Consider the following 24,988-nt stretch of genomic DNA (forward strand, 5'->3'; position numbering starts at 1 on the left):
GTTTTTAAGTTTTGTGTTCCCTTCTATACTTTATACCGGTTAGAAGGGTTTTTGTTTTGTAGAACAGTATTTTTTCAACTTAATTAAGAAGAAGAAGAATTTATTTTTGATAATCTTGCTAAAAATCAAGTCATTCCGTTTGGTATTTCAAAAATATTTCATAATTTTGCAGTCCGAAAAGTAGGTTTACTTTATGTGAGTGCGGTAACCTGCTGAATAATAAATGCTTCCAAACTCATTAATTATTCAAATTAAAAATAAGAAAAATGGCTAAAAAAGTCTTTAAAATGGTAAAACTTCAGGTGAAAGGTGGCGCTGCCAACCCTTCTCCACCAGTAGGTCCAGCATTGGGTTCTGCAGGTGTGAACATCATGGAGTTTTGTAAGCAGTTTAACGGAAGAACTCAAGATAAGCCAGGACAAGTTTTACCTGTAGTAATTACAGTATACGAAGACAAATCTTTTGAATTCGTAATCAAAACTCCTCCTGCAGCAATCCAGTTAATGGATGCGGCTAAGATCAAGGGTGGTTCTGGAGAACCAAACAGAAACAAAGTAGGTGCTGTATCTTGGGCTCAGGTTCAAAAAATTGCTGAAGATAAAATGGCAGATCTTAACTGCTTTACAATGGATTCAGCTCTTTCTATGGTTGCAGGTACTGCTAGATCTATGGGATTAAGAGTAACAGGAACTAAACCAACTAACGCTTAAAACTTAAAGAAATGGCAAAATTAACTAAGAAGCAAAAGGAAGCTTTAAGCAAAGTAGAAAAAGGAAGAATCTATAACCTTGAAGAAGGTTCAGCTCTTGTAAAAGAAGTGAACACTGCAAAGTTTGATGCTTCTGTAGATATCGCTGTAAGATTGGGTGTAGATCCAAGAAAAGCAAACCAAATGGTAAGAGGTGTTGTATCTCTTCCTCACGGAACTGGTAAAGACGTTAAAGTATTAGCTCTTGTTACTCCGGATAAAGAAGCTGAAGCTAGAGAAGCTGGTGCTGATTATGTGGGTCTTGACGAGTACTTACAAAAAATAAAAGATGGTTGGACAGATGTTGACGTTATCGTTACTATGCCAGCTGTTATGGGTAAATTAGGACCTTTAGGTAGAGTATTAGGACCAAGAGGTTTGATGCCTAACCCTAAATCAGGTACTGTAACTATGGAAATTGGTAAAGCAGTAACTGAAGTGAAAGCTGGTAAAATTGATTTCAAAGTAGATAAGTATGGGATCATCCATGCAGGTATCGGTAAAGTATCTTTCGATGCTGACAAGATCAGAGAAAATGCTCAGGAATTAATCTCGACGTTAGTGAAAATGAAGCCAACTGCTGCTAAAGGAATCTATGTAAAAAGCATTTATTTGTCTTCTACAATGAGCCCAGGTATTGCAATTGATACTAAATCTGTTAACTAATATAAATCCTTAAGACAATGACAAAAGACCAAAAAGTTGTAGCAATACAAGAGATCAAAGACTTGCTTCAGGATGCAAAAGTAGTATACGTAGCAGATCTAGACGGATTGAACGCTGCTAAGTCTTCAGAATTCAGAAGACAGGCTTTCAAACAAAATATCAAAGTAAAAGTTGTAAAAAATACACTTTTGCAAAAAGCAATGGAGCAGATTGAAGGAGTAGATTACTCTGAAATGTTCCAGACTTTTAAAGGAAACACTGCATTAATGGTTTCTGAGACTGCAAACGGTCCGGCAAAATTAATCCAAGGGTTCAGAAAGAAAGAAGAGAAGCCAGCTTTAAAGTCTGCTTATCTTCAAGAAACTTTCTATGTTGGAGACGAAAACTTAACTGCACTTGCTAACATCAAGTCTAGAGAAGAAATGATCGGAGAAATCATCGGATTACTTCAATCTCCAATTCAAAGAGTTGTTTCTGCTCTTCAAAACAAACCTGAAACAGTAGAAGCTAAAGCTGAAGAAGCTGCTGCACCTGCTGTAGAAGAAACTCCTGCTGAGGCGGCTCCAGAAGCTCCTGCTGCAGAAAGCACGGAAGAAACTCCAAGTGCTGAATAATTAGACTCAAAGAATTAAATAAAATAATCAACAAAAACATTACAACAATGTCAGATTTAAAAAATTTAGCTGAAACGCTAGTAAACTTAACAGTAAAAGACGTAAATGAATTAGCTACTATCCTTAAGGATGAGTACGGAATTGAACCAGCTGCTGCTGCTGTAGTAGTTGCTGCAGGTGGTGGAGAAGCTGCTGAAGAAAAAACTGAATTCGACGTAATTCTTAAAGCTGCTGGTGCTTCTAAATTAGCTATCGTTAAATTGGTAAAAGATTTAACTGGTGCTGGTCTTAAAGAAGCTAAAGATATCGTAGATGGAGCTCCTGCTGCAATCAAAACTGGTATCTCTAAAGACGAAGCTGAAGCTCTTAAGAAGCAATTAGAAGAAGCTGGTGCTGAAGTAGAATTGAAATAATTCAATTTACACTGAAAATAATAAGCCTGGGCAATTTGCTCAGGCTTTTTTTTGTGCATTTTATTCTTTTAAAAATCATGTGGTATGTATATAAGTAATCAAATATTGTTATTTGATGAATATTTATATTTAATTATAATTATTTATTTAATAAAAAATCAAACTATGTATTAAATAATATTAGTTAAATTGATTGTTTTTATAATTATTTTACTAATAAAATATTGTTTAAGTTGAAAAAATACTATATTTGCATACGAAAAAAACACACGCACTAATTTGAAAAGAAACTACTTTCTTTTCCAAAGTTATTTCACTATCCTCCTTAATTGTGGGATTATTGTACTAACTGTTGGGAATCTTAAAGCTGGATCATTGTTAACGGTAATCGAACCGTCTAACGAGATCTCCGGCATCCCTCAGCAAGAATCTTTTGCTAATGATATTTCTGTTGCTCAAAATGTTGTACGTGGAAATAGACTCTTTAATCACTTTAATAATAGTGTTGAGAAGGTAAATACTTCTATTGTTTATCAAGAAAAAAATAAACTTTCTGATAATTTTTTTGAAAAAATACTCACTCCTTATCATTGTAAGGATACAAATAAAGAACTGTTGAAGATATCTTATTCAGAATGTGATAATAATGACGTTTTAGAATATGTATTTTCATTTCAAAATGAACTGAAAGAAAGAATAAATTTAACTTATAATGTAGACTTTAAAATTTTTAAGATATCCAAAAATGGGATTGGATATACTTTACTATTAAAGATTCCGGATAAAATATTTTCTGAAAGTTCTTCTACAAGACTTTCTTCTGGAATCTCCGTTTAATCAGACTTTTAACGATATCGAATATTGATTTTTCTCTTTTAAATAAGGGGAAAGGTTATCGGTCTGCTATTTTTTAAAGAAAACACACAAAAAACAACAAATATCATTACAAATGAAAAACAGATTATTCGTTATTTCGATGTTATCCTTTACAGGATTTCTGGCGACTGCGCAAGTTGGCATTAATACTAATCAGGCTCAGGCAACATTAGATGTTGTGGGATCTCCTGCCAATTCAAAATTTTTAGATGGAATTATTGCTCCAAGATTAACTGGGAATCAATTAAGGGCAAAAAATTATACCTCTCTTCAAAGCGGAGCAATGGTGTATGTTACTGCTGCAGATAGTGGCCCGACTGGCCAAACGATTAATGTAACAGTAGCTGGATATTATTATTTCGACGGAACAAAATGGGTAAGAACGTCAGAAGGAACCAATGTTGGAACTTTAACAGGTTTCACATCCGGAAATTTGTCTCCATTGTTTACTACAACTGTATCAAATCCTTCTACGAATCCTTCATTGGCATTTAATCTTACCAATGCTCTTGCAAATTCTATTTTTGGAAATAATACAGGTTCAACGGCAGCTCCGGCTTATTTTTCGGCTTCATCTTTAGCTTTGGCAGGAGATGTTACGGGAACTTTAGGTGCTACAACAGTCGTAAGAATCAACGGATCTCCGCTGGGAACTACTGCAACTGCTACTACAGGACAGGTTTTGACTTTTAACGGTACAAATTGGGTTCCTGCTACTCAGACACAGTCAAATGACTGGAAAGTTTTAGGAAATGCAGGTACAATAGCTACTTCAGCTGCTTTGGGAGCTACAATTGCATCGGGTAATTTCTTAGGAACAACTGATGCTCAGAATTTAGTTTTTGCTACAGGTAATAATGTGAAAGGTATTTTGGATACTAATGGGACATTAAATGGTGGAAATGCTAACACTTCTTCTCCGTATGCTTCTTTCTCTTGGGGATCAAATAATACATTTTCTAATAGTTCTTCATCAAACATAGCTTTAGGTAGAGGAAATACGGTTGCCGCTCAGGCTGCTAATTTCCCTGGAGTTGCAATTGGTGCTTCAAACTCTGCTTTAAATGGTGCGAAAGTAATTGGGAATACAAATTTTGCTACAGATGGAAACACTGTAGTTTTAGGAAATAATAATGGAACAGCAACTACCGCTGTAAGTGGTATCAATGTAGGAAATTCTAACATAAATTCAGGTGGTTTTGCTTTCGGTACAGGGAATAGCGTAACATCTAATAACTATGCTTTTGGTAATGCTAACACGGCAAGCGGTCCGGCAGGAGCGATTGGGTTTGGGTTTGGTGCGAATGCTGTGATTGCAAGTCAGACAGTGTATGCAAATACAACTCATACATTTTCGGGTTCAGGACTAATAGGTACAGCAATTACTGATGTGGGAATTAACATGACCCCGAGTGCTACTAATATTGCTGATTTGGAAGTAAGTAAAGGTGTTTTATTAAAAGGAATAACTCCTCCAGTGGCAGCTGATTGCAACGCAAGTAACGAAGGTACAATTGTATATGGGAAATCAGGAACTACCGGAAACTTTTATGGTTGCAAACAGACTGGGGGTGCTTTTGCTTGGCAGACATTATAAAAATAAACACAATAATTAACAAAAACAAACAAGAAAAAATGACAAAAAAATTATTCGGGAGAATTACGGCGTTCTTAATGACGCTTGTTGTATCTGTAATGGCTTTTGGTCAGGGTTACACACCTATACGAGGGATGGGTGTAGAAGCAAAACCTGTGAACGGAAGTGGAATTTGTTTAGCATGCTACAATGGAAGCATGAATCCTGTTATCGATTCTAATCTTGATAACAGTGTAAGCATGGGTAGCTTTGCTACTTTGGTAAGTGGCAACGGTATTTCGGTAAAAAACACAAACACAACATATCCGGCAGGTTATATTACCGGTTTTAATGTAGATTTAGGAACAAGCGTTATCACGGCAAGTTTTCTAAGCGGAATTAGAATAAGTACATACAAAGCTGGAGTTCTTCAGGAAACGTCAACAAATACAACGTTGCTTTCTGTTCCTGCATTTGGAGGAAGCAAAACAAGAATTTTCTTACACTTTAAAACTTCAAAAGAGTTTGACGAAGTAAGATTATATCAAGTAAATGTACTTTCTGTATTCAGTGCATTAAATGTATACTATGCTTTTGCTTTTGACCCAGCTAAAGTTCCTACTGATAATAATGGAATTTGTGATGATATCATCGCTGGAAGCGGTGTAGACGGAAATGTATCTGGAAGCAGCAGTTTCTTAGCCCCACTTTCTTATGTGAACAACAGAGAGAAAATTGGTGACGGAGATAAAAATTCTTACGGATCAATTGTTTTACCTGCAGGATTGTTAGGATCTTATTCTGTTGGAGTTTTAGATAAAAATCAGGTGTATCCGGCTGGTAACAAAGCAGGATTCGTGATCGAGCCTGATGATCAGGGAAAATTGTTAAGCGCAGAATTCTTAAAAAACATAACTGTTGAAACTTATTTATTCGGGCAACTGCAAGATTCTAAAAACCTTAGTGATGGAGGGGGACTTATTAACATTAAAGTATTGAGATTTGGTTCCAATAAACAAAAAATATCTCTTACTGCTACAAAACCTTTTAACGAGGTTAGACTTAAAATAACACAAACTGTCGGAGTAAACTTTGGAGCTTTAAAAGTATATTATGCTTTTGAAGAGCCTCAGGGATGCGACTGTAACGAAAATATTCAGACTTCCGGAACGTCAAGATTAGGAGATATTGTTCCCGGTGCTTCTTGGACGGGCGCTTCTGGAACTCTTTTCGGATTAACAAATATTACAAACACAGGAAATGTTGTAGATACAAATACTTCAAATTTTGCGACTGTAAATTTCTCACCGATCAATCTTCTGATTCCAACGGTAAGACTTACTGTAAAAAGTAACACAGGAGATTATCCTGCAGGAACTTTTGGTGGTTTTACGTTGACGAAAAGTGCTAATTTATTTACAATTAATGCTTTAGATTATATTACAATTACTTTCTATAAAGGAACAACTGTTACCGAATCCAGAACTTCTGGCGGATTGTTCAGCGGACAGTTTTTTACTTCTGCAACCAATCAGTTTTATGTAGGATTTACTTCTACAAAAGCGTTTGACAGAATGAAAATCGAGATCAATCCCGGAATCGGAATTACTTTAGCTCAACAATATTACATTCATAATGCATTTGTTCAGTTGGATGATGATAAAGACGGAGTTCCAAACTGTAACGATAAATGTCCGAACGGTGACGATAGCATTGACAATAACGGAAACGGTATTCCAGACTGTGTGGAAGGATGTTCAGTATTAAATGATAAATCTCCAGTTCTGGATTCAGATGGTGACGGTATTCCTGATGCTTGTGATGGTGATGCTGATAACGACAGTATTCCAGATGCTTTGGAAGATCTTAATCACAATGGAAAATTCGAAGATGATGATGTTGACGGAGATCAGTTGGTGATTGCAACTTTAGGTGATGGGATTTCAAGTTATTTAGACTTAGATTCTGATAATGACGGAATTTTAGATCTTTTTGAATCTGGTATTCCAACTTCTGTAATCAATCAAATCGATGCAGATCATAATGGAGTTATTAATGCTGGTGTTGCAACAGGAAGCAACGGTATTGCAGATGTTTTAGAAACTTCACCGGATTCAGGAGTAATGAAATATCCTCTAATGAACACAGATGGAGACGACAAACCGGATTTTGTTGATTTAAAATCAAACAATACAAACTATGATCTTTATGTTATCGGAAAAGATAATTTAGATGATCTTGGTGCTGGATTTATTTCTAAAATCAATGATGCAGATTTAGATGGTATTCAAGCAGTTGTGGATAATGATTTAATTAAAAAAGGATCTCCAAATTCTCCACTTTCTCCTTACGCATCTTTTGCAAAAACAGGAGCTAAAATGTCAGCAAAAGCTACAACAGATATTTCTGCTGTCGTGAATGATATTAAAGTATATCCAAATCCTGTAAGATCTGGTGAAAATGTTTACATCAAATCTTCAGGTGCTAAAGAAGACGGAACATACACAATGTTCTCAGCTCAAGGACAATTAATCAAATCGGGCAAATTCTCAGGAGATGCCGAAATCAATACATCTTCACTACCTACGGGTATGTATATCATTAAAGTAGAGACTAAATCAGTTGTGAAATCTTACAAGGTTATTGTGAAATAATTTTTAAATAGTTTCTACAGAAAGGCCACCCGAAAGGGTGGTTTTTTCAAATAACACCACTTAATTTCAAATTAAAACATAAATAGATATTATTCAAAATAATCGTATCAGAACTCCTTATAATAACGATTAGTATAAAATTTAACACAAAAACTAAAAAAAATGAAGAAAATTATCTCACTTATGGCAATGTTGCTGTTTGTCTGCAATGCATTTGCTCAGAACTACAAACCTATCCGAGGAATGGGGATCAGAGCTTATCTTGCACAAAACGGACAGTGTGTTGCGGCATCAAATCCAACCAATATTTATTCTGTAATAGATTCAGATACGGATAATGGGGCAAGCTTAGGTACTTTATTAAATAATACATCGAGTAATGGTATTTCCATTATTAATAACAATACTACATATCCGGCAGGATCGGTTACGGGGTTTAATGTAGATATGACAAACAGTGCTATTACTTCTACAGTATTGAATGCTCTTAGCATTGCAACTTACAAAAATGGTGTTCTTCAGGAAACATCTGCGGCAGGTTCTTTGTTGTCGGTTCCTGCATATGGCGGAAGAAAAGCCAGATCATTCTTACATTTTAAAACAACTAAAGCTTTTAATGAAGTAAGATTATTGAGATCAGGAAGCAGTACTTCTTGCAATGCATTGAATGTGTATTACGCATTTACATGTGATTCAAATAATATCAAATTAGAAAACAATGGTGTTTGCGATGATATTATTGGTGGCGGATCTTTTGTAGATTCTGATACCAATATCTCATGCAGCAGCAATATGACTTCTCCTTTATCTGTTGTAACTGATAGAGATAAGATTAGTGACGGAAGCAAAAGCTCTTTCGGAACAATTACTTTGCCTTCTGGTTTTATGGGGAATTTCAGTATTGGAGTTTTCGATAAAAGCCAATATTATCCTGCAGGAAATAAAGCTGGTTTTGTAATTGCTCCGGCAAACTCAAATTCAGTTTTAACAGAAAGAATGCTTGATAATCTTGTGATAGAAACGTATATGTTTGGTCAGTTACAGGATTCTCAATCTTATAATGATGGGGTTGGAGGAATGACTGTTTCTTCACTAAGCCTTGGTGGAAATAAGCAAAAACTTTCCATCACTACAACAAAGCCTTTTAATGAAGTAAGATTAAAGATTTCTCAAAATTCAGGTTGCTCTTCTATGGGAGCTTTAAAAGTGTATTATGCTTTTGAAGAACCCCAAAGTTGTGACTGTACTCAATATCTTCAGTGCAATAGAACGGCACCGTACAAAGGAAGTTTACTTTGTGGAAACCTTCCAAATGGTGGATTATATTGTGGAAAACGTGAACCTTGGACAGGAACTTGGAGTACTTCAACTTCTTATTTAGGAGTTTACAATCCTGAAAATATAGTAGATTCTAATGCATCAAATTATGCTACTTTCTCAGTTCCTTCCAATAAAAATAATATCACAGGAAATTTTGCGGTAGAATCTGTTGGAACAACTTATCCTGCAGGCACATTTGTAGGTTTTACAATTGCTAAAAATATTTCTACGGATTGGAGTTCTCTTGGAGTAATTTCTGTTCAGTTGTACAACGGAAATACTTTGGTTGAACAAAAAAGTACAATAAATAATGATTTAAAATTAATTACTGTTTCAGGAGGAAAAACGATTGTAGGATTTAAATCTACAAAAGCATTCAACAGAATCAGACTTTCAATTAAACATACGGCGAAAATCTGTTACTGTGTTAATTACTATGTATATAATGTATTTGTAGAATTGGATTCTGACGGAGATGGTGTTCCGGATTGTAGAGATATTTGCCCTGGTGGAGATGACAATATCGATACGGACGGTGACGGTATTCCTGATGCTTGTGACACAAAAAGCTGTGTTGCCGACAACGATAAAAGTTCTACAATAGACACAGATGGCGACGGTATTCAAGATGCATGTGACGGAGATTCTGATAACGATGGTATTCCTGATGCTTTGGAAGATCTTAATCACAACGGAAGATTCGAAGATGATGATGTAGACGGAGATGTTATTGTGATTCCTGTATTGGGAGACGGTATTTCAAGTTATTTGGATCTTGATTCTGATAATGATGGAATTTTAGATTTATTCGAATCAGGTATTCCAACTTCTGTAATCAATCAGATTGATGTTGATCATAATGGAGTTATTGATGCTGGAGTTGCGGTTGGGACTAACGGTATTGCGGATATTTTAGAAACTTCACCGGATTCAGGTGTAATGAAATATCCTCTAATGAATACAGACGGAGATGATAAACCAGATTTTGTAGATCTAAAGTCTAACGGAATTGAATATGATCTTTACGCAATCAGTAAAAGTGTTTTTGATGACTTGGGAGCAGGATTTATTTCAAGAATCAGTGATGCCGATACAGACGGTATTCAGGCTGTTGTAGATACAGATCTTGTAAGAAGAGGTTCACCGAATTCCCCACTTTCACCTTACGCTATATTGGCTAAGACTGCAAAAATGGGTATGGAAGCGAAAAAAGCTGCGATTGTAATGAATGAAACTGCTGCAATTGCAAATGACATCAAAATATATCCTAATCCTGTAAAAGCAGGTGAGAATCTTAACGTAAAATCTTCTGAAGAAGGCGTTTTCACCATATTCTCAGCTCAGGGACAATTAGTAAGAACCGGTATTTTCAAAGGAAATGCAGAGATTTCTACCTCTTCATTACCTTCAGGAATGTACATGATCAAAATAGAGACTAAATCTACAGTAAAATCTTATAAAGTTATTGTAAAATAATTTCTTGAGATAGTTTTAGTAATAAGGTGAGGTCGTCCAATTTGGGCGGCCTTTTTTATTTGTGTGATTTTTTAACTGCTTTAAAATGAAAGAGTTTTATTTGTAGATATAGATGATTTTTTGTATCTTTGCCAACTCTTTTGGCGCTAATAATTGTTTGTAAATCTATAATATATTAAATATCAACTCTTTCGTAATTATGAAAGGGATTTTAATTTTGTAGATATTGCGGTAATTTCTGCCTCAAAAAGTAAAATTTAAAAATATTTTGCATTACGCTGTGAAAAGATATACCAGCGTTGCAGTTAGAAATAAGAAATTAAGAATAAAAATATAGTATAAAAGACTGATTCTGATAGCGCCAAACTTCTAAACGTCTTTTAACCAATGTTTTCTTTTTTAATCTGTTTCTGATATTTTTTGTATAAATCAAAATATTTTTTAACCCTTTCTTTAAAAGTTTTATGAGTAAAACAACATCAACAACTAGGGGGAATCAGAGAATTAATTTCTCTTCAGCGAAAGGAAAAATTATTACTCCAGACTTCTTGGATATCCAATTAGAGTCGTTTAAAGAGTTTTTCCAGCTTGATACGCTTCCTGAAGACAGAAAAAAAGAAGGTCTGCACAAGACTTTCCAAGAAAATTTCCCGATTACCGATTCTAGAAACCAATTCGTTTTGGAATTCTTAGATTATTTGGTAGATTCTCCACGTTATTCTATCAATGAGTGTGTAGAAAGAGGATTGACGTATTCAGTCCCTCTTAAAGCAAGACTTAAATTGTATTGTACAGACCCTGAGCACGAAGATTTCCAAACTGTGGTTCAGGATGTATATTTAGGCCCGGTTCCTTACATGACGGATAGTGGTTCTTTCATCATCAACGGTGCTGAAAGAGTTATTGTTACGCAGTTACACCGTTCACCTGGTGTATTCTTCGGACAGACTTATCACGCTAACGGAACGAAGCTTTACTATTCAAGAATTATCCCTTTCAAAGGATCTTGGATGGAATTTACTACGGATATCAACAGCGTAATGTATGCGTATATTGACCGTAAGAAAAAATTACCATTAACTACTTTATTAAGAGCTATCGGATTCGAATCTGATAAAGACATTCTTCAGATCTTCGACCTTGCGGAAGAAGTGAAGGTTTCTAAAGCTGCCCTTAAAAAAGTTGAAGGAAGAACATTGGCTGCGAGAGTATTGAACACTTGGTTCGAAGATTTCGTAGACGAAGATACGGGAGAAGTTGTTTCTATCGAAAGAAACGAAATCATCCTAGACAGAGAAACTATTCTTGAAAAAGAACACTTAGATCTTATTCTTGATGCAGGTGTGAAATCTATCTTGATTCACAAAGAAAATGCAAATGAATTCTCTATCATCCAGAATACATTACAAAAAGACCCTACGAACTCTGAAAAAGAAGCAGTAGAGTATATTTATCGTCAGTTAAGAAATGCAGATCCACCCGATGAGGAAACTGCAAGAGGAATCATTGAAAAATTATTCTTCTCTGAGCAGAGATACTCTTTAGGTGAAGTAGGACGTTACAGACTAAACAAAAAGTTAAGCCTAAACATCCCAACTACAACTGAAGTTCTTACAAAAGAAGATATCATTGCGATTGTAAGACATTTAATTGAGTTAGTAAACTCAAAAACTGACGTTGATGATATTGACCACTTATCAAACAGAAGAATTAAAACTGTTGGAGAGCAATTAGCAGGACAGTTCGGTGTAGGTCTTTCAAGAATTGCTAGAACAATCAAGGAAAGAATGAACGTTAGAGATAACGAGATATTTACTCCGCTAGATCTAGTAAATGCTAAGACATTAACATCAGTTATTAACTCATTCTTTGGTACCAACCAGCTTTCTCAGTTCATGGACCAAACCAACCCACTATCAGAGATCACGCACAAGCGTAGACTTTCTGCACTAGGGCCTGGTGGTTTATCAAGAGAAAGAGCAGGTTTCGAGGTGCGTGACGTTCACCATACTCACTACGGAAGAATTTGTCCTATTGAAACTCCTGAAGGACCAAACATTGGTTTGATCTCTTCTTTGGGTATCTATGCGAAAATTAATAACTTAGGTTTCATCGAAACTCCATATAGAAAAGTAAACGATAGTACAGTAGATCTTAATGCTGATCCTATTTATCTTAATGCAGAAGACGAAGAAGATAAAGTAATTGCTCAGGCAAACGTTGAGTTGAATGATCAGGGGCAATTCCAAACTGATAGAATTATTGCAAGACTAGATGGTGATTATCCAGTAGTTGAGCCTTCTCAAGTTAACCTTATCGACGTTGCGCCAAACCAGATTTCTGGTATTTCAGCTTCATTGATTCCTTTCTTGGAACATGATGATGCGAACCGTGCGTTGATGGGATCAAACATGATGCGTCAGGCAGTTCCATTATTGAAACCACAGGCACCAATTGTAGGTACTGGTCTTGAGCAACAAGTTGCGAAAGATTCAAGAATCTTGATCAATGCTGAAGGTAACGGTATTGTTGAATATGTAGATGCAGACAAGATTACTATTAAATATGAAAGAAGCGATGACGAAGATCTGGTATCTTTCGAATCTGCTACGAAAACATATAACTTAACTAAGTTTAGAAAAACTAACCAGAGTACAACGATTACACTAAGACCAAACGTAAGAATTGGTGAAACAGTGCAAAAAGGACAGGTACTTTGCGACGGTTATGCTACTGAAAAAGGAGAATTGGCTCTTGGTAGAAACTTAGTAGTTGCGTTCATGCCTTGGAAGGGTTATAACTTTGAGGATGCGATCGTAATTAACGAAAAAGTTGTACGTGAAGACTGGTTTACTTCAATCCACGTGGATGAGTATTCTCTTGAAGTTCGTGATACTAAATTAGGTATGGAAGAACTTACAGCAGATATTCCAAACGTTTCTGAAGAAGCTACAAAAGATCTTGACGAGAACGGTATGATCAGAATTGGAGCTGAGGTGAAGCCTGGTGACATTATGATCGGTAAGATTACTCCAAAAGGAGAATCAGACCCAACTCCTGAAGAGAAACTTCTTAGAGCAATCTTTGGTGACAAAGCTGGTGATGTTAAGGATGCTTCATTGAAAGCAGACTCTTCATTAAGAGGTGTTGTTATCAACAAAAAATTGTTCTCTAGAAATATTAAAGACAAAAAGAAAAGAACTGAAGAAAAACTTAAACTTGAAGAGATTGAAAACACTTACAAAGCTAAGTTTGATGAGTTAAGAAATACTTTAATTGAAAAATTAAATACACTTGTAAGCGGGAAAACTTCTCAAGGGGTTCAAAATGACCTTGATGAAGAGATCATCGGTAAAGGTGTGAAATTTACTCACAGATTATTAACTTCAGTTGAAGATTACGTAAACGTAAGCGGTGCAGATTGGACAGTGGATAACGATAAGAATGAATTGATTAAACAATTAATTCACAATTATAAAATCAAGTTCAACGATATCCAAGGGGTTAAAAACCGTGAGAAATTCGCAATTTCTATCGGAGATGAGCTTCCAGCAGGTATCATGAAGTTGGCTAAAGTGTATATCGCTAAGAAACGTAAGTTGAATGTAGGGGATAAAATGGCAGGACGTCACGGTAACAAAGGTATCGTTTCAAGAATCGTTCGTGAAGAAGATATGCCATTCCTTGAAGACGGAACACCAGTAGATATCGTATTGAATCCACTAGGGGTACCTTCTCGTATGAACATCGGACAGATCTATGAAACAGTTCTTGGATGGGCTGGTCAGAAATTAGGAATGACGTTCGCTACACCAATCTTTGATGGAGCTACATTAGATCAAATTACTGAGTACACAGAAAAAGCAGGTCTTCCTAAATTTGGTAACACTCACCTTTATGATGGTGGTACCGGAGAAAGATTTACACAGCCGGCTACAGTAGGTATTATTTACATGCTGAAACTGGGTCACATGGTAGATGACAAGATGCACGCTCGTTCTATCGGACCATACTCATTGATTACTCAACAGCCGTTAGGAGGTAAAGCTCAGTTCGGAGGTCAGAGATTCGGAGAGATGGAGGTTTGGGCTCTTGAAGCATTTGGAGCATCAAACATTTTGAGAGAAATCTTGACTGTGAAGTCGGATGATGTGATTGGTAGAGCAAAAACTTATGAAGCTATCGCGAAAGGTGAAGCAATGCCTGAACCAGGTATTCCAGAATCTTTCAACGTATTACTTCACGAGTTACAAGGACTTGGACTTGATGTAAGACTTGAGGAATAATTTTAAATTTTGACGAATGAATTTTGAATCAGTTCAGAATTTATAACCCAAAATTTATAATCCAAAATCTAAAATCTAAAAAATGTCAAATAAAAATAAATCAAGTAGATTTAATAAAATAACCATCGGTTTAGCTTCTCCGGAATCCATTTTACAGGATTCTAGAGGGGAGGTTTTAAAACCGGAAACTATTAATTACAGAACGCATAAGCCTGAAAGAGACGGTTTGTTCTGTGAAAAAATCTTCGGTCCTATTAAGGATTACGAATGTGCTTGTGGTAAATACAAGAGAATTCGTTACAAAGGGATCGTTTGTGACCGTTGTGGAGTTGAAGTTACAGAAAAGAAAGTTAGAAGAGAGAGAATCGGGCACATCAACCTTGTTGTTCCTATCGCTCACATCTGGTATTTCCGTTCTTTACCAAACAAAATTGGTTACCTTCTAGGGATTCCTTCTAAGAAATTAGATATGATCATCTACTACGAAAGATACGTAGTGATTCAACAAGGTATTGCTAAGAAAGCAGACGGTTCTGATTTTGATGATAAAGAATTCCTTACAGAAGAAGAATACCTTGATATCATGGAAACTCTTCCTGTAGAAAATCAATATCTTGATGATTCTGATCCAAACAAATTCATCGCTAAAATGGGTGCTGAAGCGGTTGAAGAATTATTAAAAAGAATTGATCTTGATGCTTTGTCTTTCGACTTGAGACACAAAGCTCACAACGAAGGTTCTAAGCAAAGAAGAACTGAAGCTCTAAAAAGATTGAACGTTGTAGAAGCATTGAGAGGTGCTAACACTAGAATGATCAACAGACCGGAGTGGATGATCATGCGTGTACTTCCTGTTATTCCACCAGAATTAAGACCATTAGTTCCATTGGATGGAGGACGTTTCGCTACTTCTGACTTAAATGACCTTTATAGAAGAGTTATTATCAGAAACAACCGTTTGAAGAGATTATTGGAGATCAAAGCTCCTGAAGTAATCTTGAGAAACGAGAAGCGTATGCTTCAGGAATCAGTAGATTCATTATTCGATAATACAAGAAAATCTTCTGCAGTAAAATCTGAATCAAACAGACCATTGAAATCACTTTCAGATTCATTGAAAGGTAAGCAAGGTCGTTTCCGTCAAAACTTACTTGGGAAAAGGGTAGATTACTCTGCGCGTTCGGTAATTGTTGTAGGTCCAAACTTACAGCTTCACGAATGTGGTATTCCTAAAGATATGGCTGCGGAATTGTACAAACCGTTTATCATTAGAAAACTAATTGAAAGAGGGATTGTAAAAACAGTAAAATCTGCAAAGAGAATTATTGACAGAAAAGAACCAGTAGTTTATGATATCTTAGAAGGTGTAATGAAAGGTCACCCTGTTCTATTGAACAGAGCACCTACGCTTCACAGACTAGGTATCCAGGCTTTCCAACCTAAGATGATCGAAGGTAAGGCAATCCAGCTACACCCGTTAGTAACAACGGCCTTCAATGCCGATTTCGATGGTGACCAGATGGCGGTACATTTACCGTTAGGCCCTGAAGCGATCCTTGAAGCTCAGTTATTAATGTTAGGTTCTCAGAATATCTTGAACCCTGCAAACGGTTCTCCAATTACGGTACCTTCTCAGGACATGGTTCTTGGTCTATATTTCATGACTAAAGAATTGAGCTCTACAGAAGATAAGAAAGTTTTAGGAGAAGGTCTTGCATTCTATTCTCCTGAGGAAGCGGAAATCGCTTACGCAGAAGGAAAAGTTTCTCTAAACGCTAAGGTTAGATGTAGACTACCTGTTAAAGAAAACGGAGAGATTTCAACTAAATTAATTGAAACTTCTGTTGGTAGAATTTTATTCAACCAAATCGTTCCTAAGCAGTCAGGATATATTAATGAACTTCTTACTAAGAAATCATTAAGAAACGTTATCGGTAGAGTCCTTGATGATACAGATTTCCCTACAACTGTGAAGTTCTTGGATGCAATGAAAGACTTAGGGTATTCAAATGCATTTAAAGGAGGTCTTTCATTCTCATTAGGTGACATCGTAGTTCCTGTTGAGAAGAAAGCAATGGTTGCTACAGCAATTTCTACTGTAGATGAGATTAGAGCTAACTATAACATGGGTCTAATTACAGATACAGAACGTTATAACCAGGTAATTGACGTTTGGACAAACACAAACGCAGGATTAACTGAAATGATCATGAGCAGAATGAAAACCGACCAAGGTGGGTTCAACTCTGTATATATGATGCTTGATTCTGGGGCGAGGGGTTCTAAGGAACAGATCCGTCAGTTATCAGGGATGAGAGGTTTGATGGCAAAACCGCAGAAAGCCGGTTCTACTGGTGCGGAGATCATTGAAAACCCGATTCTTGCAAACTTTAAGGAAGGTCTTTCGATCCTAGAATACTTTATCTCTACTCACGGTGCTCGTAAGGGTCTTGCGGATACCGCACTTAAGACTGCCGATGCGGGTTACTTAACGAGAAGATTGGTAGACGTTGCTCAGGATGTTATCATTACTGAAGCAGACTGTGGTACTTTAAGAGGTACTGAAGTTACTGCTTTGAAGAAAAATGATGAGATCGTTGAAAGAATTTCTGAAAGAATCTTAGGTAGAGTTTCTCTACATAATATCTATGACCCTGAAAGTGATGAGCTTATTGCTTCTGCAGATCAGGTGATCAACGAGCCATTAGCTAAGAGAATTGAAGAAGCAGGATTAGAAGCTGTTGAAGTTCGTTCACCATTAACTTGTGAAACTAAGAAAGGTATCTGTGCGAAATGTTACGGAAGAAACTTAGCAACAGGTAAAGTAATCCATATGGGTGAAGCAGTAGGTGTAATTGGTGCACAATCTATTGGGGAACCGGGTACTCAGTTAACATTGAGAACCTTCCACCAAGGGGGTACTGCAGGTAACGTATCAGAAAACCCATCAATCGTAGCTAGAAGAGACGGTATCGTTGAAATGGATGATGTAAGAACAATTACATCTGAAGACGAAAGCGGTAATACTGCTGAGGTAGTAGTTTCTCGTTCTACGGAATTTAGATTGGTTGCTGATAACGAAACTAAAACTCCATTGATGATCGCTAACGTACCTTATGGATCTATATTAGCTGTGAAACCAGGTGATAAAGTGAAGAAAGGTGATACTATCTGTAGATGGGATCCGTATAACGCGGTAATTATTGCAGAAACTGCCGGTAAGGTAGAGTATGAAGATATCATCCAGGGTATTTCATTCCAATTGGAAATTGACGAACAAACAGGATTTGAAGAGAAAGTAATCTCTGAATCTAGAAATAAGAAAGCCGTACCTACTCTTAAGGTAGTAGATTCTAAAGGTGTTGAGCAGAAAGCGTACAACTTACCGGTAGGAGCCCACTTAATGGTAAACGATGGTGAAAAAATTAAGGCTGGTAAAGTTTTAATCAAGATCCCAAGAAAATCTGCAAAAGCAGGGGATATCACCGGAGGTCTTCCGAGAGTTACCGAATTATTCGAAGCAAGAAACCCTTCAAACCCGGCGGTTGTTACAGAGATCGATGGTGTAGTTTCTTACGGAAAAATCAAGAGAGGTAACCGTGAATTGATCGTTGAAGCAAAAACTGGAGAAAGAAAAATTTATTTAGTTAAATTATCTAACCAGATCTTGGTTCAGGAGAATGACTTCGTAAGAGCTGGTTCGCCACTTTCTGACGGTTCAATTACTCCGGACGATATCTTAAGAATTAAAGGTCCAACGGCGGTTCAGGAATATCTAGTAAATGAAATTCAGGAAGTTTACCGTCTACAAGGGGTGAAAATTGATGATAAGCACTTCGAAATTATCGTAAGACAGATGATGACGAAAGTATCTATCGTTGATGGAGGTGATACTCAATTCCTTGAAGGAGCTCTTGAGCACAAATTTGATTTCTTGGAAGAAAACAACAGAGTATTCGGTCTTAAAGTAGTAACTGAAGCTGGTGATTCTAAAGAATTCAAACCAGGTCAGATGATTACTGCAAGAGAATTAAGAGACGAAAACTCTAAATTGAAGCGTGAAGATCAGGCTTTAGTTGAAGTAAGAGAAGCTTTACCAGCTACAGCAACGCCTGTATTGCAAGGTATTACAAGAGCGGCTCTTCAGACTAAGTCATTCATGTCTGCAGCATCATTCCAGGAAACAACTAAGGTTCTTAACGAAGCAGCAGTTGCTGGTAAGGTAGATTACTTAACAGGTCTTAAAGAGAACGTAATTGTAGGACACAGAATTCCTGCAGGTACAGGTCTTAAAGAGTATCAGAATGTTATCGTAGGTTCTAAAAAAGAATTCGAAGATATTAACTAAAAAGTAAAGAAAAGTTTCAGGATTCGAGTTTAAATTTTAAATTAGAGGCCTGAAACTTTTTAAACAAAAAAATATTTAAAGAAAACATGGACAATCAAAATCAAAATCAAAATCAAGATCCAAACAACATCAACATCCAACTTAACGAAATGGTAGCTTCAGGGGTATATTGTAACCTTGCTCTAGTAAACCATTCTCCATCTGAGTTTGTTGTAGATTTTATCCAATTAATGCCGGGTGTTCAACAAGCGAACGTGCGTTCAAGAGTTATTCTTGCTCCACTTCACGCTAAGAGAGTATTAGCTGCTCTTCAACAAAACATCACTAACTACGAGCAACAATTCGGAGAGATCAAAGAAGTTGAGCCTTTCGTATTAGGTGGAAACAACGTACAAGCGTAAGATTTTTTCTTAACATACATAAGAATGCCTCAATTTATTGGGGCATTCTTTATTTGTTATATATTGAAGATTTACTTTCATATAAATAGTGTAGGCGATATTCAGAAGTTGGTGATCTTTTAGATCATTATTCACTTACATAATTTCAAAATCATCACTTACTGTTAATAAGTTTTAAAATAATAAAAAATTATCATACGGATTATTCAATTGTATATATTTGCGGTTAAATTTTATATAATGGATATGATAAATAATCAGTTTATTCTTAATAAGTTTGGGTTTCTGGGTGCTGATTTTTCAAGTGAAATCCAAAAAAACGCAATAATAACTACTATAAAGGCGAAAACAGAGATTGTTCGGGAAGGACAAAAAAACAAATATGTTCCTTTCTTAATAAAAGGTTCTATAAAAGTTTTTTCTCTAAATGATGGTAGAGAATTAATCTATTATTACATCAGACCAAATGATAGTTGTCTCATGACTTTTTCTTCTATTTTTGGTGATTACGTAAGCAGGATTTATGCAATAGCGGAAGAAGAATCAGAAGTTCTTCTGATACCCGTTTCTGTGGTACATGACTGGCTGATCAAATTTCCGGAAATCAACAGATTATTTTATAGTGAGTATGATAAACGTTTTTCTGATGTAATGAACATGGTGAATGAAGCTGTTTTTCATAGGCTGGACAGAAGAGTGTTAAGTTATATTAAACAACAGATTTCTATCACAGGAAATCATCCGATTAAATTAACCCATCGAGAAATTGCAAGTAATTTAGGAACTTCCAGAGAGGTGGTAAGCAGAGTTTTGAAAAAAATTGAAAACGAAGGAGAAATTACCCAAACCAAAGAAGGAATTAAAATCCCTGTAAATGAAAATGTTAGTCAAATCTAATAAATAATGTTTTTATTATTGTGATTGATAAAAACTATTTAGTCGGTGACTTTTATCACACACTTATGAATCCATAACTCTATAAGTTTGTCATATTAATATTTATCAAAAATTTTATATGACAAAAACTCTATTATTTTTGTCGATACTTTCATCAAGTCTTGCCTTTTCTCAGGAAGATTTGCTGAAAGATATTGACACTATCAAAACAAATACCGATACTTCACAGCCAGCTTTCAAAGGCTTACAGGTTGTTACCGCACAATCTACCAAACTTACTGCAAAAAATGAATGGTATATCGTAGTTGCGCATCGTTTTGGAGACATCAGTACAGGTTTTAAGAATTTCTTTGGTCTTGATGACGCTTCTACCAAATTGGGGGTTATTTATGGCGTTACAGACGGTCTTTCTTTGAGCTTTTCAAGAGAAACCAATATGAAAACCTTTGAATTGGGAGCCAAATACAGTCTCTTAAAACAAAATGATGACTTTCCTGTAGATATAGTAGGTTATAACGTATTGGCACTTAACACAGATTTGGATAAAGATAATTATCCGCATCTACAGTTCAGTGATAGACTTTCTTATCTTACGCAGGCTCTAATTTCAAGAAGATTTAATGAGAATTTATCTTTGCAGTTAACACCTTCCTATGTGCACAAGAATCTTTATGAACCGAAAGTTGAAGATAAAAATCAGTTTTTAACAGGATTGGGAGGGAGATACAAAATTTCTAAAAGGATCTCTATCAATGCAGAATATTTTGTGAATTTTGATAATCACAGTGTCTATAAAAATCCTTTGTCAGTAGGGATGGATATAGAAACTGGGGGACACGTTTTTCAGCTTGTATTCAGTAATTCTCAGCTTAATTCAGATATCGGATATCTTACCAATGCAGCCGGGAAATGGGAGAAAGGACAGATTTTCTTTGGGTTTAATCTTTATAGAGTTTTTTAATATGAAAAAGATACTATATATATTATCATCAGCAGTTTTATTAGTTGCTTGTGAAAGCAGAACCTATGAAGAGATTTCTGACAATACACCCATCACAGAGACCGTAAAATATACACAAGATGTAAAACCTATTGTTGAAGCTAATTGTATTAGTTGTCATTCAGCTACAGGCTCTGCATCTTACAAACCTTTTACTAATTATGATCAGGTAAAAACCAATATTGATGGTATTCTAGATCGTATACAAAGACAAAACGGAGATTCCCAAAAGATGCCTCAGGGCGGATCTTTATCACAATCACAAATCAATATTTTCATTAAATGGAAAGCTGACGGGCTTATTGAAAATTAAATCAAAAATAGAAAAATGAAAAATGTAGTAGTAATTATTGTATCGTTACTGTGTAGTAATCTTGCATGGGCTCAAAAATATAGCTCGAAAACAGGACAGGTAAGTTTTGAAGCTTCAGTTCCTTTATTTGAAGATGTAAGTGCAAAAGATAATAATAATATTGTTATTCTGAATGCCGATACCGGAGAAATAGCTTCTGTTTCTGCTGTGAAGAATTATAAATTCACTGTAAAATTAATGGAAGAGCATTTCAATGAAAATTATGCCGAATCAGCAAAATATCCTAAAACGACTTTTACGGGTAAGCTTGTAAATTTTGATAAAACTAAACTTTCTGCATCACCACAAAAATATACCATACAGGGAAAACTTAATTTCCATGGGGTAGATAAAGCGGTTGCTTCATCAGCAACAGTATATGCAAAAGACGGGAAGATTTATATTCAGGGAGGTTTTGTAGCAAGACCTGCAGATCACAATGTAACTATTCCTAAAATGGTTTCTAAAAAAGTTGCAGAGAACGTGAATGTTAAGTATGATTATGTATTATCAAAACAATGAAAAATTTAATAGTAATTGTAAGTGTTTTTCTGAGCTTTTCATTTGTATCAGCTCAGGAAAAAGCAAAATCAATTTTTGATATTGCAAGAAGTGGTAGCGTGGCTGAGGTTAAAGATTTGATGAAAAAAAATCCGAATATCATCAATGAAACCAATGAAGGAGGCTTTTCTACTCTCATTTTAGCATGCTACAGAGGCAACACAGAAGTGGCTAAGTTTTTGATGGATAACGTAAAAGATATCAACTATAAAAGTCAGGAAGGCACTGCTTTGGCGGGGCTTTCTGTAAAGTATAATAAAGATTTGGTTGAGTATTTATTAAATAAAAATGCTGATCCAAATATTGCAGATGCCACAGGATCTACACCTCTTTTCTGGGCTGTGAAATTCGGAAATAAAGAACTCATAGAATTATTGCTGAAACATAAAGCAGATAAATCTAAAAAAGATTCAATGGGAATGACTCCTTTTGAATATGCTCTACAAACAAACAACAAAGAAATTATCAACCTCTTAAAGAATTAACATATGAAAAAAGTTTTACTCACATTAAGTTTAGCTCTTGCAAGCGCTGTAGGAGCACAGTTTAGTTCAGGGACAGTAAGTCTCGGATCTACAGGAATGACTGTAAAGTTGGATACTTCTTCCACTTTAGCGACACTTACACTTACCGGTGCAGACACTTCCTACTTAGGAATAGGTTTTGGAGGAACAGGAACTACAGGAGGTATGGGAACTGGAGTTGATGGATTTATTTATAACTCTAATTCGACTACCAATTCTAATCTTGACTATACTTTTGCCGGAGTAGGTACTACGCCCAACGCGGATGCATCTCAAGATTGGACGATCACATCTAACACAACTTCTGGAGGTATAAGAACTATAATTGCTACAAGATCTCTTGCTGGAAGCTCGGGAGATACTGCATTTACGAATTCGGCAGGACCAGTAAATATTTTCTTTGCAAAAGGTCCTTCAACGACTTTAGCGGCTAATTATCATGGGTTTGGAAACAGAGGATATGCCATTCTAAATAAAACTGCAACTCTAGGAACCAACGATCTAGCTATGGAAAGCAAAAAAGTTGTTCTTTATCCAAATCCTGCAAGGGAAACTGTGAATTTCAAAAATGCTGATAAAATCAAATCTATTGATATTTACGAATCAACAGGAAGAAAAGTAAAATCTGTAAAAATAGACGGAGAAAACATTAATGTAGCTGATTTAAAAACAGGAAGTTATTATTTTGAAATTAAATTGAAAGATGGAACGTTATCTTACGAGAAATTAATTAAAGAATAAATTAAGAGCCACTGAAAAGTGGCTTTTTTATTTTAATATTAGAAAAGTAGTACGTCAGTTAACGTGGTCACAAAGAATAATTTATTTACATTAATTCTAAAAAATGCTTTTAATAATTTTTTAACCTAGGAAACTTTTCTCTCAGAAGAACACGCTGTAACTTTGCCGAAAATTTTTATAATGAAGCGAGGATTACATTTTTTAATGCTTTTGATGTCATTAACAATATTTGCTCAAAAAGCACCTGTTGATACTGCTCAAATAGTTATTCCTAATCGATATAATACGGTTGAGGCGCAAACAAAACCTTATGTAATCATGATTTCTACAGACGGTTTTCGATATGATTATACTAAAAAATATAACGCAGAAAATCTTTTAAAATATTCAAATGAAGGCATTCAGGCAAAGGCAATGATCCCGAGTTATCCGAGCATCACTTTTCCGAATCACTGGAGTTTAATTACCGGATTATATCCTGCTCATCATGGTTTAGTAGATAATTTTTTCTATGACTATAAACGAAAGGAAATGTATGCAATGAGTGATAGAAAAAATGCAGAAGATGGAAGTTGGTACGGTGGAATGCCACTTTGGGGATTGGCTGAAAAGCAGGGAATGGTCTCAGCTTCATTAATGTGGGTTGGTTCTGCAAGTGATGCTGGTGGAACAAGACCAACCTATTATTATCCTTATCATGAAAAATTTACTCCTTCTGAAAAAGTGGATAAAGTGGTTAATTGGTTAAAACTACCAATGGATAAAAGACCTCATTTTATTTCATTATACTTTTCTGAAGTGGATGGAAGTGGACATCACTTTGGCCCAGAAGCTAAAGAAACAGAAGATGCCGTTCATTTAATTGACAAAGCAATTGGAGAGCTGGTTCAAAAGGTTAATGATTTAGGATTAAAAAATGTCAATTTCATCTTTGTTTCAGATCATGGAATGATAAAAGTTGATGGTGGAACTCCTCTTGAAATTCCGGCGTTACTTTTAGATAAAAACAGATTTGATTTTTATAATTCCCAGACATTATTGAGAGTGGTGGTGAAAAATTCTTCCGAAGTTAAAGCTGTTTATAAAGAATTGAAAGCTAATAAAACGGATGATTACGAAGTTTATTTAGATAAAAAGCTTCCTAAATATTTACATTTTGGAACCAAAGACGATCAATATAATAGAATTGGACAAATTCTTCTAATTCCAAAAGCTCCGAAAATATTTTTAGAAAAAGGTAAAAAAACATCAGTAGGAAAACATGGTTATAATCCAAGACTTGTTCCTGAAATGAAAGCGACTTTCTTTGCTTGGGGACCTGAATTCAAAAATAATGTTGTGATCGATGAGTTTTCAAACGTGAATGTTTATCCTTTAGTTGCTGAAATCTTAGGGTTAAAAATTACTCAGCCGATTGATGGGAAATTCAAAGTGTTAAAAGAAACATTGAAGAAATAAGCAGGGAGTCCCGAAGGGACGACTTATGAGAGGATAGGGTGAAAACCCTATTTATCAAAAATGAAAAACAACAAGTT

18 protein-coding genes are annotated in these 24,988 nt (G+C 35.6%); all 18 read left to right on the forward strand.

Annotation, left to right across the window (positions count from 1 at the left end; genetic code table 11):
* Positions 1-266: 266 nt before the first annotated feature.
* The 18 genes from rplK to A0O34_RS12220 all read left to right on the forward strand — a co-directional run bounded on the left by rplK (position 267) and on the right by A0O34_RS12220 (position 24,911).
* Positions 267-710 (forward strand): 50S ribosomal protein L11, encoded by a 444-nt coding sequence (rplK, locus tag A0O34_RS12135; RefSeq protein ID WP_034760648.1) that lies wholly within the window; start codon positions 267-269, stop codon positions 708-710.
* An 11-nt stretch (positions 711-721) separates the two neighbouring features.
* Positions 722-1,414 carry a 50S ribosomal protein L1 gene (rplA, locus tag A0O34_RS12140; RefSeq protein ID WP_066754964.1) on the forward strand — a complete coding sequence of 231 codons (693 nt, stop codon included), beginning with the start codon at positions 722-724 and terminating at the stop codon, positions 1,412-1,414.
* Between the two features lie 17 nt (positions 1,415-1,431).
* Positions 1,432-2,028, forward strand: a complete 597-nt coding sequence (gene rplJ, locus A0O34_RS12145) for a 50S ribosomal protein L10 (protein WP_066754966.1) — start codon at positions 1,432-1,434, stop codon at positions 2,026-2,028.
* A 47-nt stretch (positions 2,029-2,075) separates the two neighbouring features.
* A complete protein-coding gene (gene rplL, locus A0O34_RS12150) occupies positions 2,076-2,441 on the forward strand; it encodes a 50S ribosomal protein L7/L12 (RefSeq protein WP_066754968.1) in 366 nt (121 codons plus the stop codon).
* Positions 2,442-2,816: 375 nt separating this feature from the next.
* Positions 2,817-3,278, forward strand: a complete 462-nt coding sequence (locus A0O34_RS12155; protein ID WP_162271027.1) for a hypothetical protein — start codon at positions 2,817-2,819, stop codon at positions 3,276-3,278.
* A gap of 112 nt (positions 3,279-3,390) precedes the next feature.
* A complete protein-coding gene (locus A0O34_RS12160) occupies positions 3,391-4,914 on the forward strand; it encodes a hypothetical protein (protein WP_066754972.1) in 1,524 nt (507 codons plus the stop codon).
* Between the two features lie 38 nt (positions 4,915-4,952).
* Entirely contained in the window at positions 4,953-7,547 is a 2,595-nt protein-coding gene (locus A0O34_RS12165) for a T9SS type A sorting domain-containing protein (RefSeq protein ID WP_157886010.1), read from the forward strand.
* Positions 7,548-7,709: 162 nt separating this feature from the next.
* Entirely contained in the window at positions 7,710-10,343 is a 2,634-nt protein-coding gene (locus A0O34_RS12170; RefSeq protein ID WP_066754975.1) for a T9SS type A sorting domain-containing protein, read from the forward strand.
* A gap of 464 nt (positions 10,344-10,807) precedes the next feature.
* Positions 10,808-14,629: a DNA-directed RNA polymerase subunit beta gene (gene rpoB, locus A0O34_RS12175; protein ID WP_066754976.1), complete on the forward strand. Its 3,822-nt coding sequence runs from the start codon at positions 10,808-10,810 to the stop codon at positions 14,627-14,629.
* Between the two features lie 82 nt (positions 14,630-14,711).
* Positions 14,712-18,977, forward strand: a complete 4,266-nt coding sequence (gene rpoC, locus A0O34_RS12180) for a DNA-directed RNA polymerase subunit beta' (protein ID WP_066754977.1) — start codon at positions 14,712-14,714, stop codon at positions 18,975-18,977.
* Positions 18,978-19,063: 86 nt separating this feature from the next.
* Positions 19,064-19,378: a DUF3467 domain-containing protein gene (locus A0O34_RS12185; protein ID WP_066754979.1), complete on the forward strand. Its 315-nt coding sequence runs from the start codon at positions 19,064-19,066 to the stop codon at positions 19,376-19,378.
* Positions 19,379-19,618: 240 nt separating this feature from the next.
* The gene (locus tag A0O34_RS12190; protein WP_082891150.1) at positions 19,619-20,275 is read left to right on the forward strand and encodes a Crp/Fnr family transcriptional regulator; all 657 of its coding nucleotides are present in this window, start codon (positions 19,619-19,621) and stop codon (positions 20,273-20,275) included.
* 118 nt (positions 20,276-20,393) lie between these two features.
* On the forward strand, positions 20,394-21,236 hold the full coding sequence (locus tag A0O34_RS12195; RefSeq protein WP_066754981.1) for a DUF5777 family beta-barrel protein: 843 nt from the start codon (positions 20,394-20,396) through the stop codon (positions 21,234-21,236).
* A 1-nt stretch (position 21,237) separates the two neighbouring features.
* Complete coding sequence (locus A0O34_RS12200; protein WP_066754983.1) at positions 21,238-21,588, forward strand: c-type cytochrome; 351 nt, start codon at positions 21,238-21,240, stop codon at positions 21,586-21,588.
* 15 nt (positions 21,589-21,603) lie between these two features.
* Positions 21,604-22,149 (forward strand): YceI family protein, encoded by a 546-nt coding sequence (locus tag A0O34_RS12205; protein WP_066754985.1) that lies wholly within the window; start codon positions 21,604-21,606, stop codon positions 22,147-22,149.
* Positions 22,146-22,673: an ankyrin repeat domain-containing protein gene (locus tag A0O34_RS12210; protein WP_066754987.1), complete on the forward strand. Its 528-nt coding sequence runs from the start codon at positions 22,146-22,148 to the stop codon at positions 22,671-22,673. Before A0O34_RS12205 ends, A0O34_RS12210 begins: the two co-directional genes overlap by 4 nt.
* 3 nt (positions 22,674-22,676) lie before the next feature.
* Positions 22,677-23,453: a T9SS type A sorting domain-containing protein gene (locus tag A0O34_RS12215; protein WP_066754989.1), complete on the forward strand. Its 777-nt coding sequence runs from the start codon at positions 22,677-22,679 to the stop codon at positions 23,451-23,453.
* Between the two features lie 180 nt (positions 23,454-23,633).
* Positions 23,634-24,911, forward strand: a complete 1,278-nt coding sequence (locus A0O34_RS12220; protein ID WP_066754991.1) for an alkaline phosphatase family protein — start codon at positions 23,634-23,636, stop codon at positions 24,909-24,911.
* The last annotated feature ends 77 nt before the right edge of the window (positions 24,912-24,988 follow it).

The sequence above is a fragment of the Chryseobacterium glaciei genome (genome assembly GCF_001648155.1).
Lineage (GTDB): Bacteria > Bacteroidota > Bacteroidia > Flavobacteriales > Weeksellaceae > Chryseobacterium > Chryseobacterium glaciei.

Coding starts and splice junctions, on each gene's coding strand:
- A0O34_RS12195 (WP_066754981.1), top strand. CDS start 20,394: ATGACAAAAACTCTATTATTTTTGTCGATACTTTCATCAAGTCTTGCC.
- rpoC (WP_066754977.1), top strand. CDS start 14,712: ATGTCAAATAAAAATAAATCAAGTAGATTTAATAAAATAACCATCGGT.
- A0O34_RS12200 (WP_066754983.1), top strand. CDS start 21,238: ATGAAAAAGATACTATATATATTATCATCAGCAGTTTTATTAGTTGCT.
- rplJ (WP_066754966.1), top strand. CDS start 1,432: ATGACAAAAGACCAAAAAGTTGTAGCAATACAAGAGATCAAAGACTTG.
- A0O34_RS12205 (WP_066754985.1), top strand. CDS start 21,604: ATGAAAAATGTAGTAGTAATTATTGTATCGTTACTGTGTAGTAATCTT.
- A0O34_RS12210 (WP_066754987.1), top strand. CDS start 22,146: ATGAAAAATTTAATAGTAATTGTAAGTGTTTTTCTGAGCTTTTCATTT.
- rplK (WP_034760648.1), top strand. CDS start 267: ATGGCTAAAAAAGTCTTTAAAATGGTAAAACTTCAGGTGAAAGGTGGC.
- A0O34_RS12160 (WP_066754972.1), top strand. CDS start 3,391: ATGAAAAACAGATTATTCGTTATTTCGATGTTATCCTTTACAGGATTT.
- A0O34_RS12220 (WP_066754991.1), top strand. CDS start 23,634: ATGAAGCGAGGATTACATTTTTTAATGCTTTTGATGTCATTAACAATA.
- rplL (WP_066754968.1), top strand. CDS start 2,076: ATGTCAGATTTAAAAAATTTAGCTGAAACGCTAGTAAACTTAACAGTA.
- rpoB (WP_066754976.1), top strand. CDS start 10,808: ATGAGTAAAACAACATCAACAACTAGGGGGAATCAGAGAATTAATTTC.
- A0O34_RS12165 (WP_157886010.1), top strand. CDS start 4,953: ATGACAAAAAAATTATTCGGGAGAATTACGGCGTTCTTAATGACGCTT.
- rplA (WP_066754964.1), top strand. CDS start 722: ATGGCAAAATTAACTAAGAAGCAAAAGGAAGCTTTAAGCAAAGTAGAA.
- A0O34_RS12170 (WP_066754975.1), top strand. CDS start 7,710: ATGAAGAAAATTATCTCACTTATGGCAATGTTGCTGTTTGTCTGCAAT.
- A0O34_RS12185 (WP_066754979.1), top strand. CDS start 19,064: ATGGACAATCAAAATCAAAATCAAAATCAAGATCCAAACAACATCAAC.
- A0O34_RS12190 (WP_082891150.1), top strand. CDS start 19,619: ATGGATATGATAAATAATCAGTTTATTCTTAATAAGTTTGGGTTTCTG.
- A0O34_RS12215 (WP_066754989.1), top strand. CDS start 22,677: ATGAAAAAAGTTTTACTCACATTAAGTTTAGCTCTTGCAAGCGCTGTA.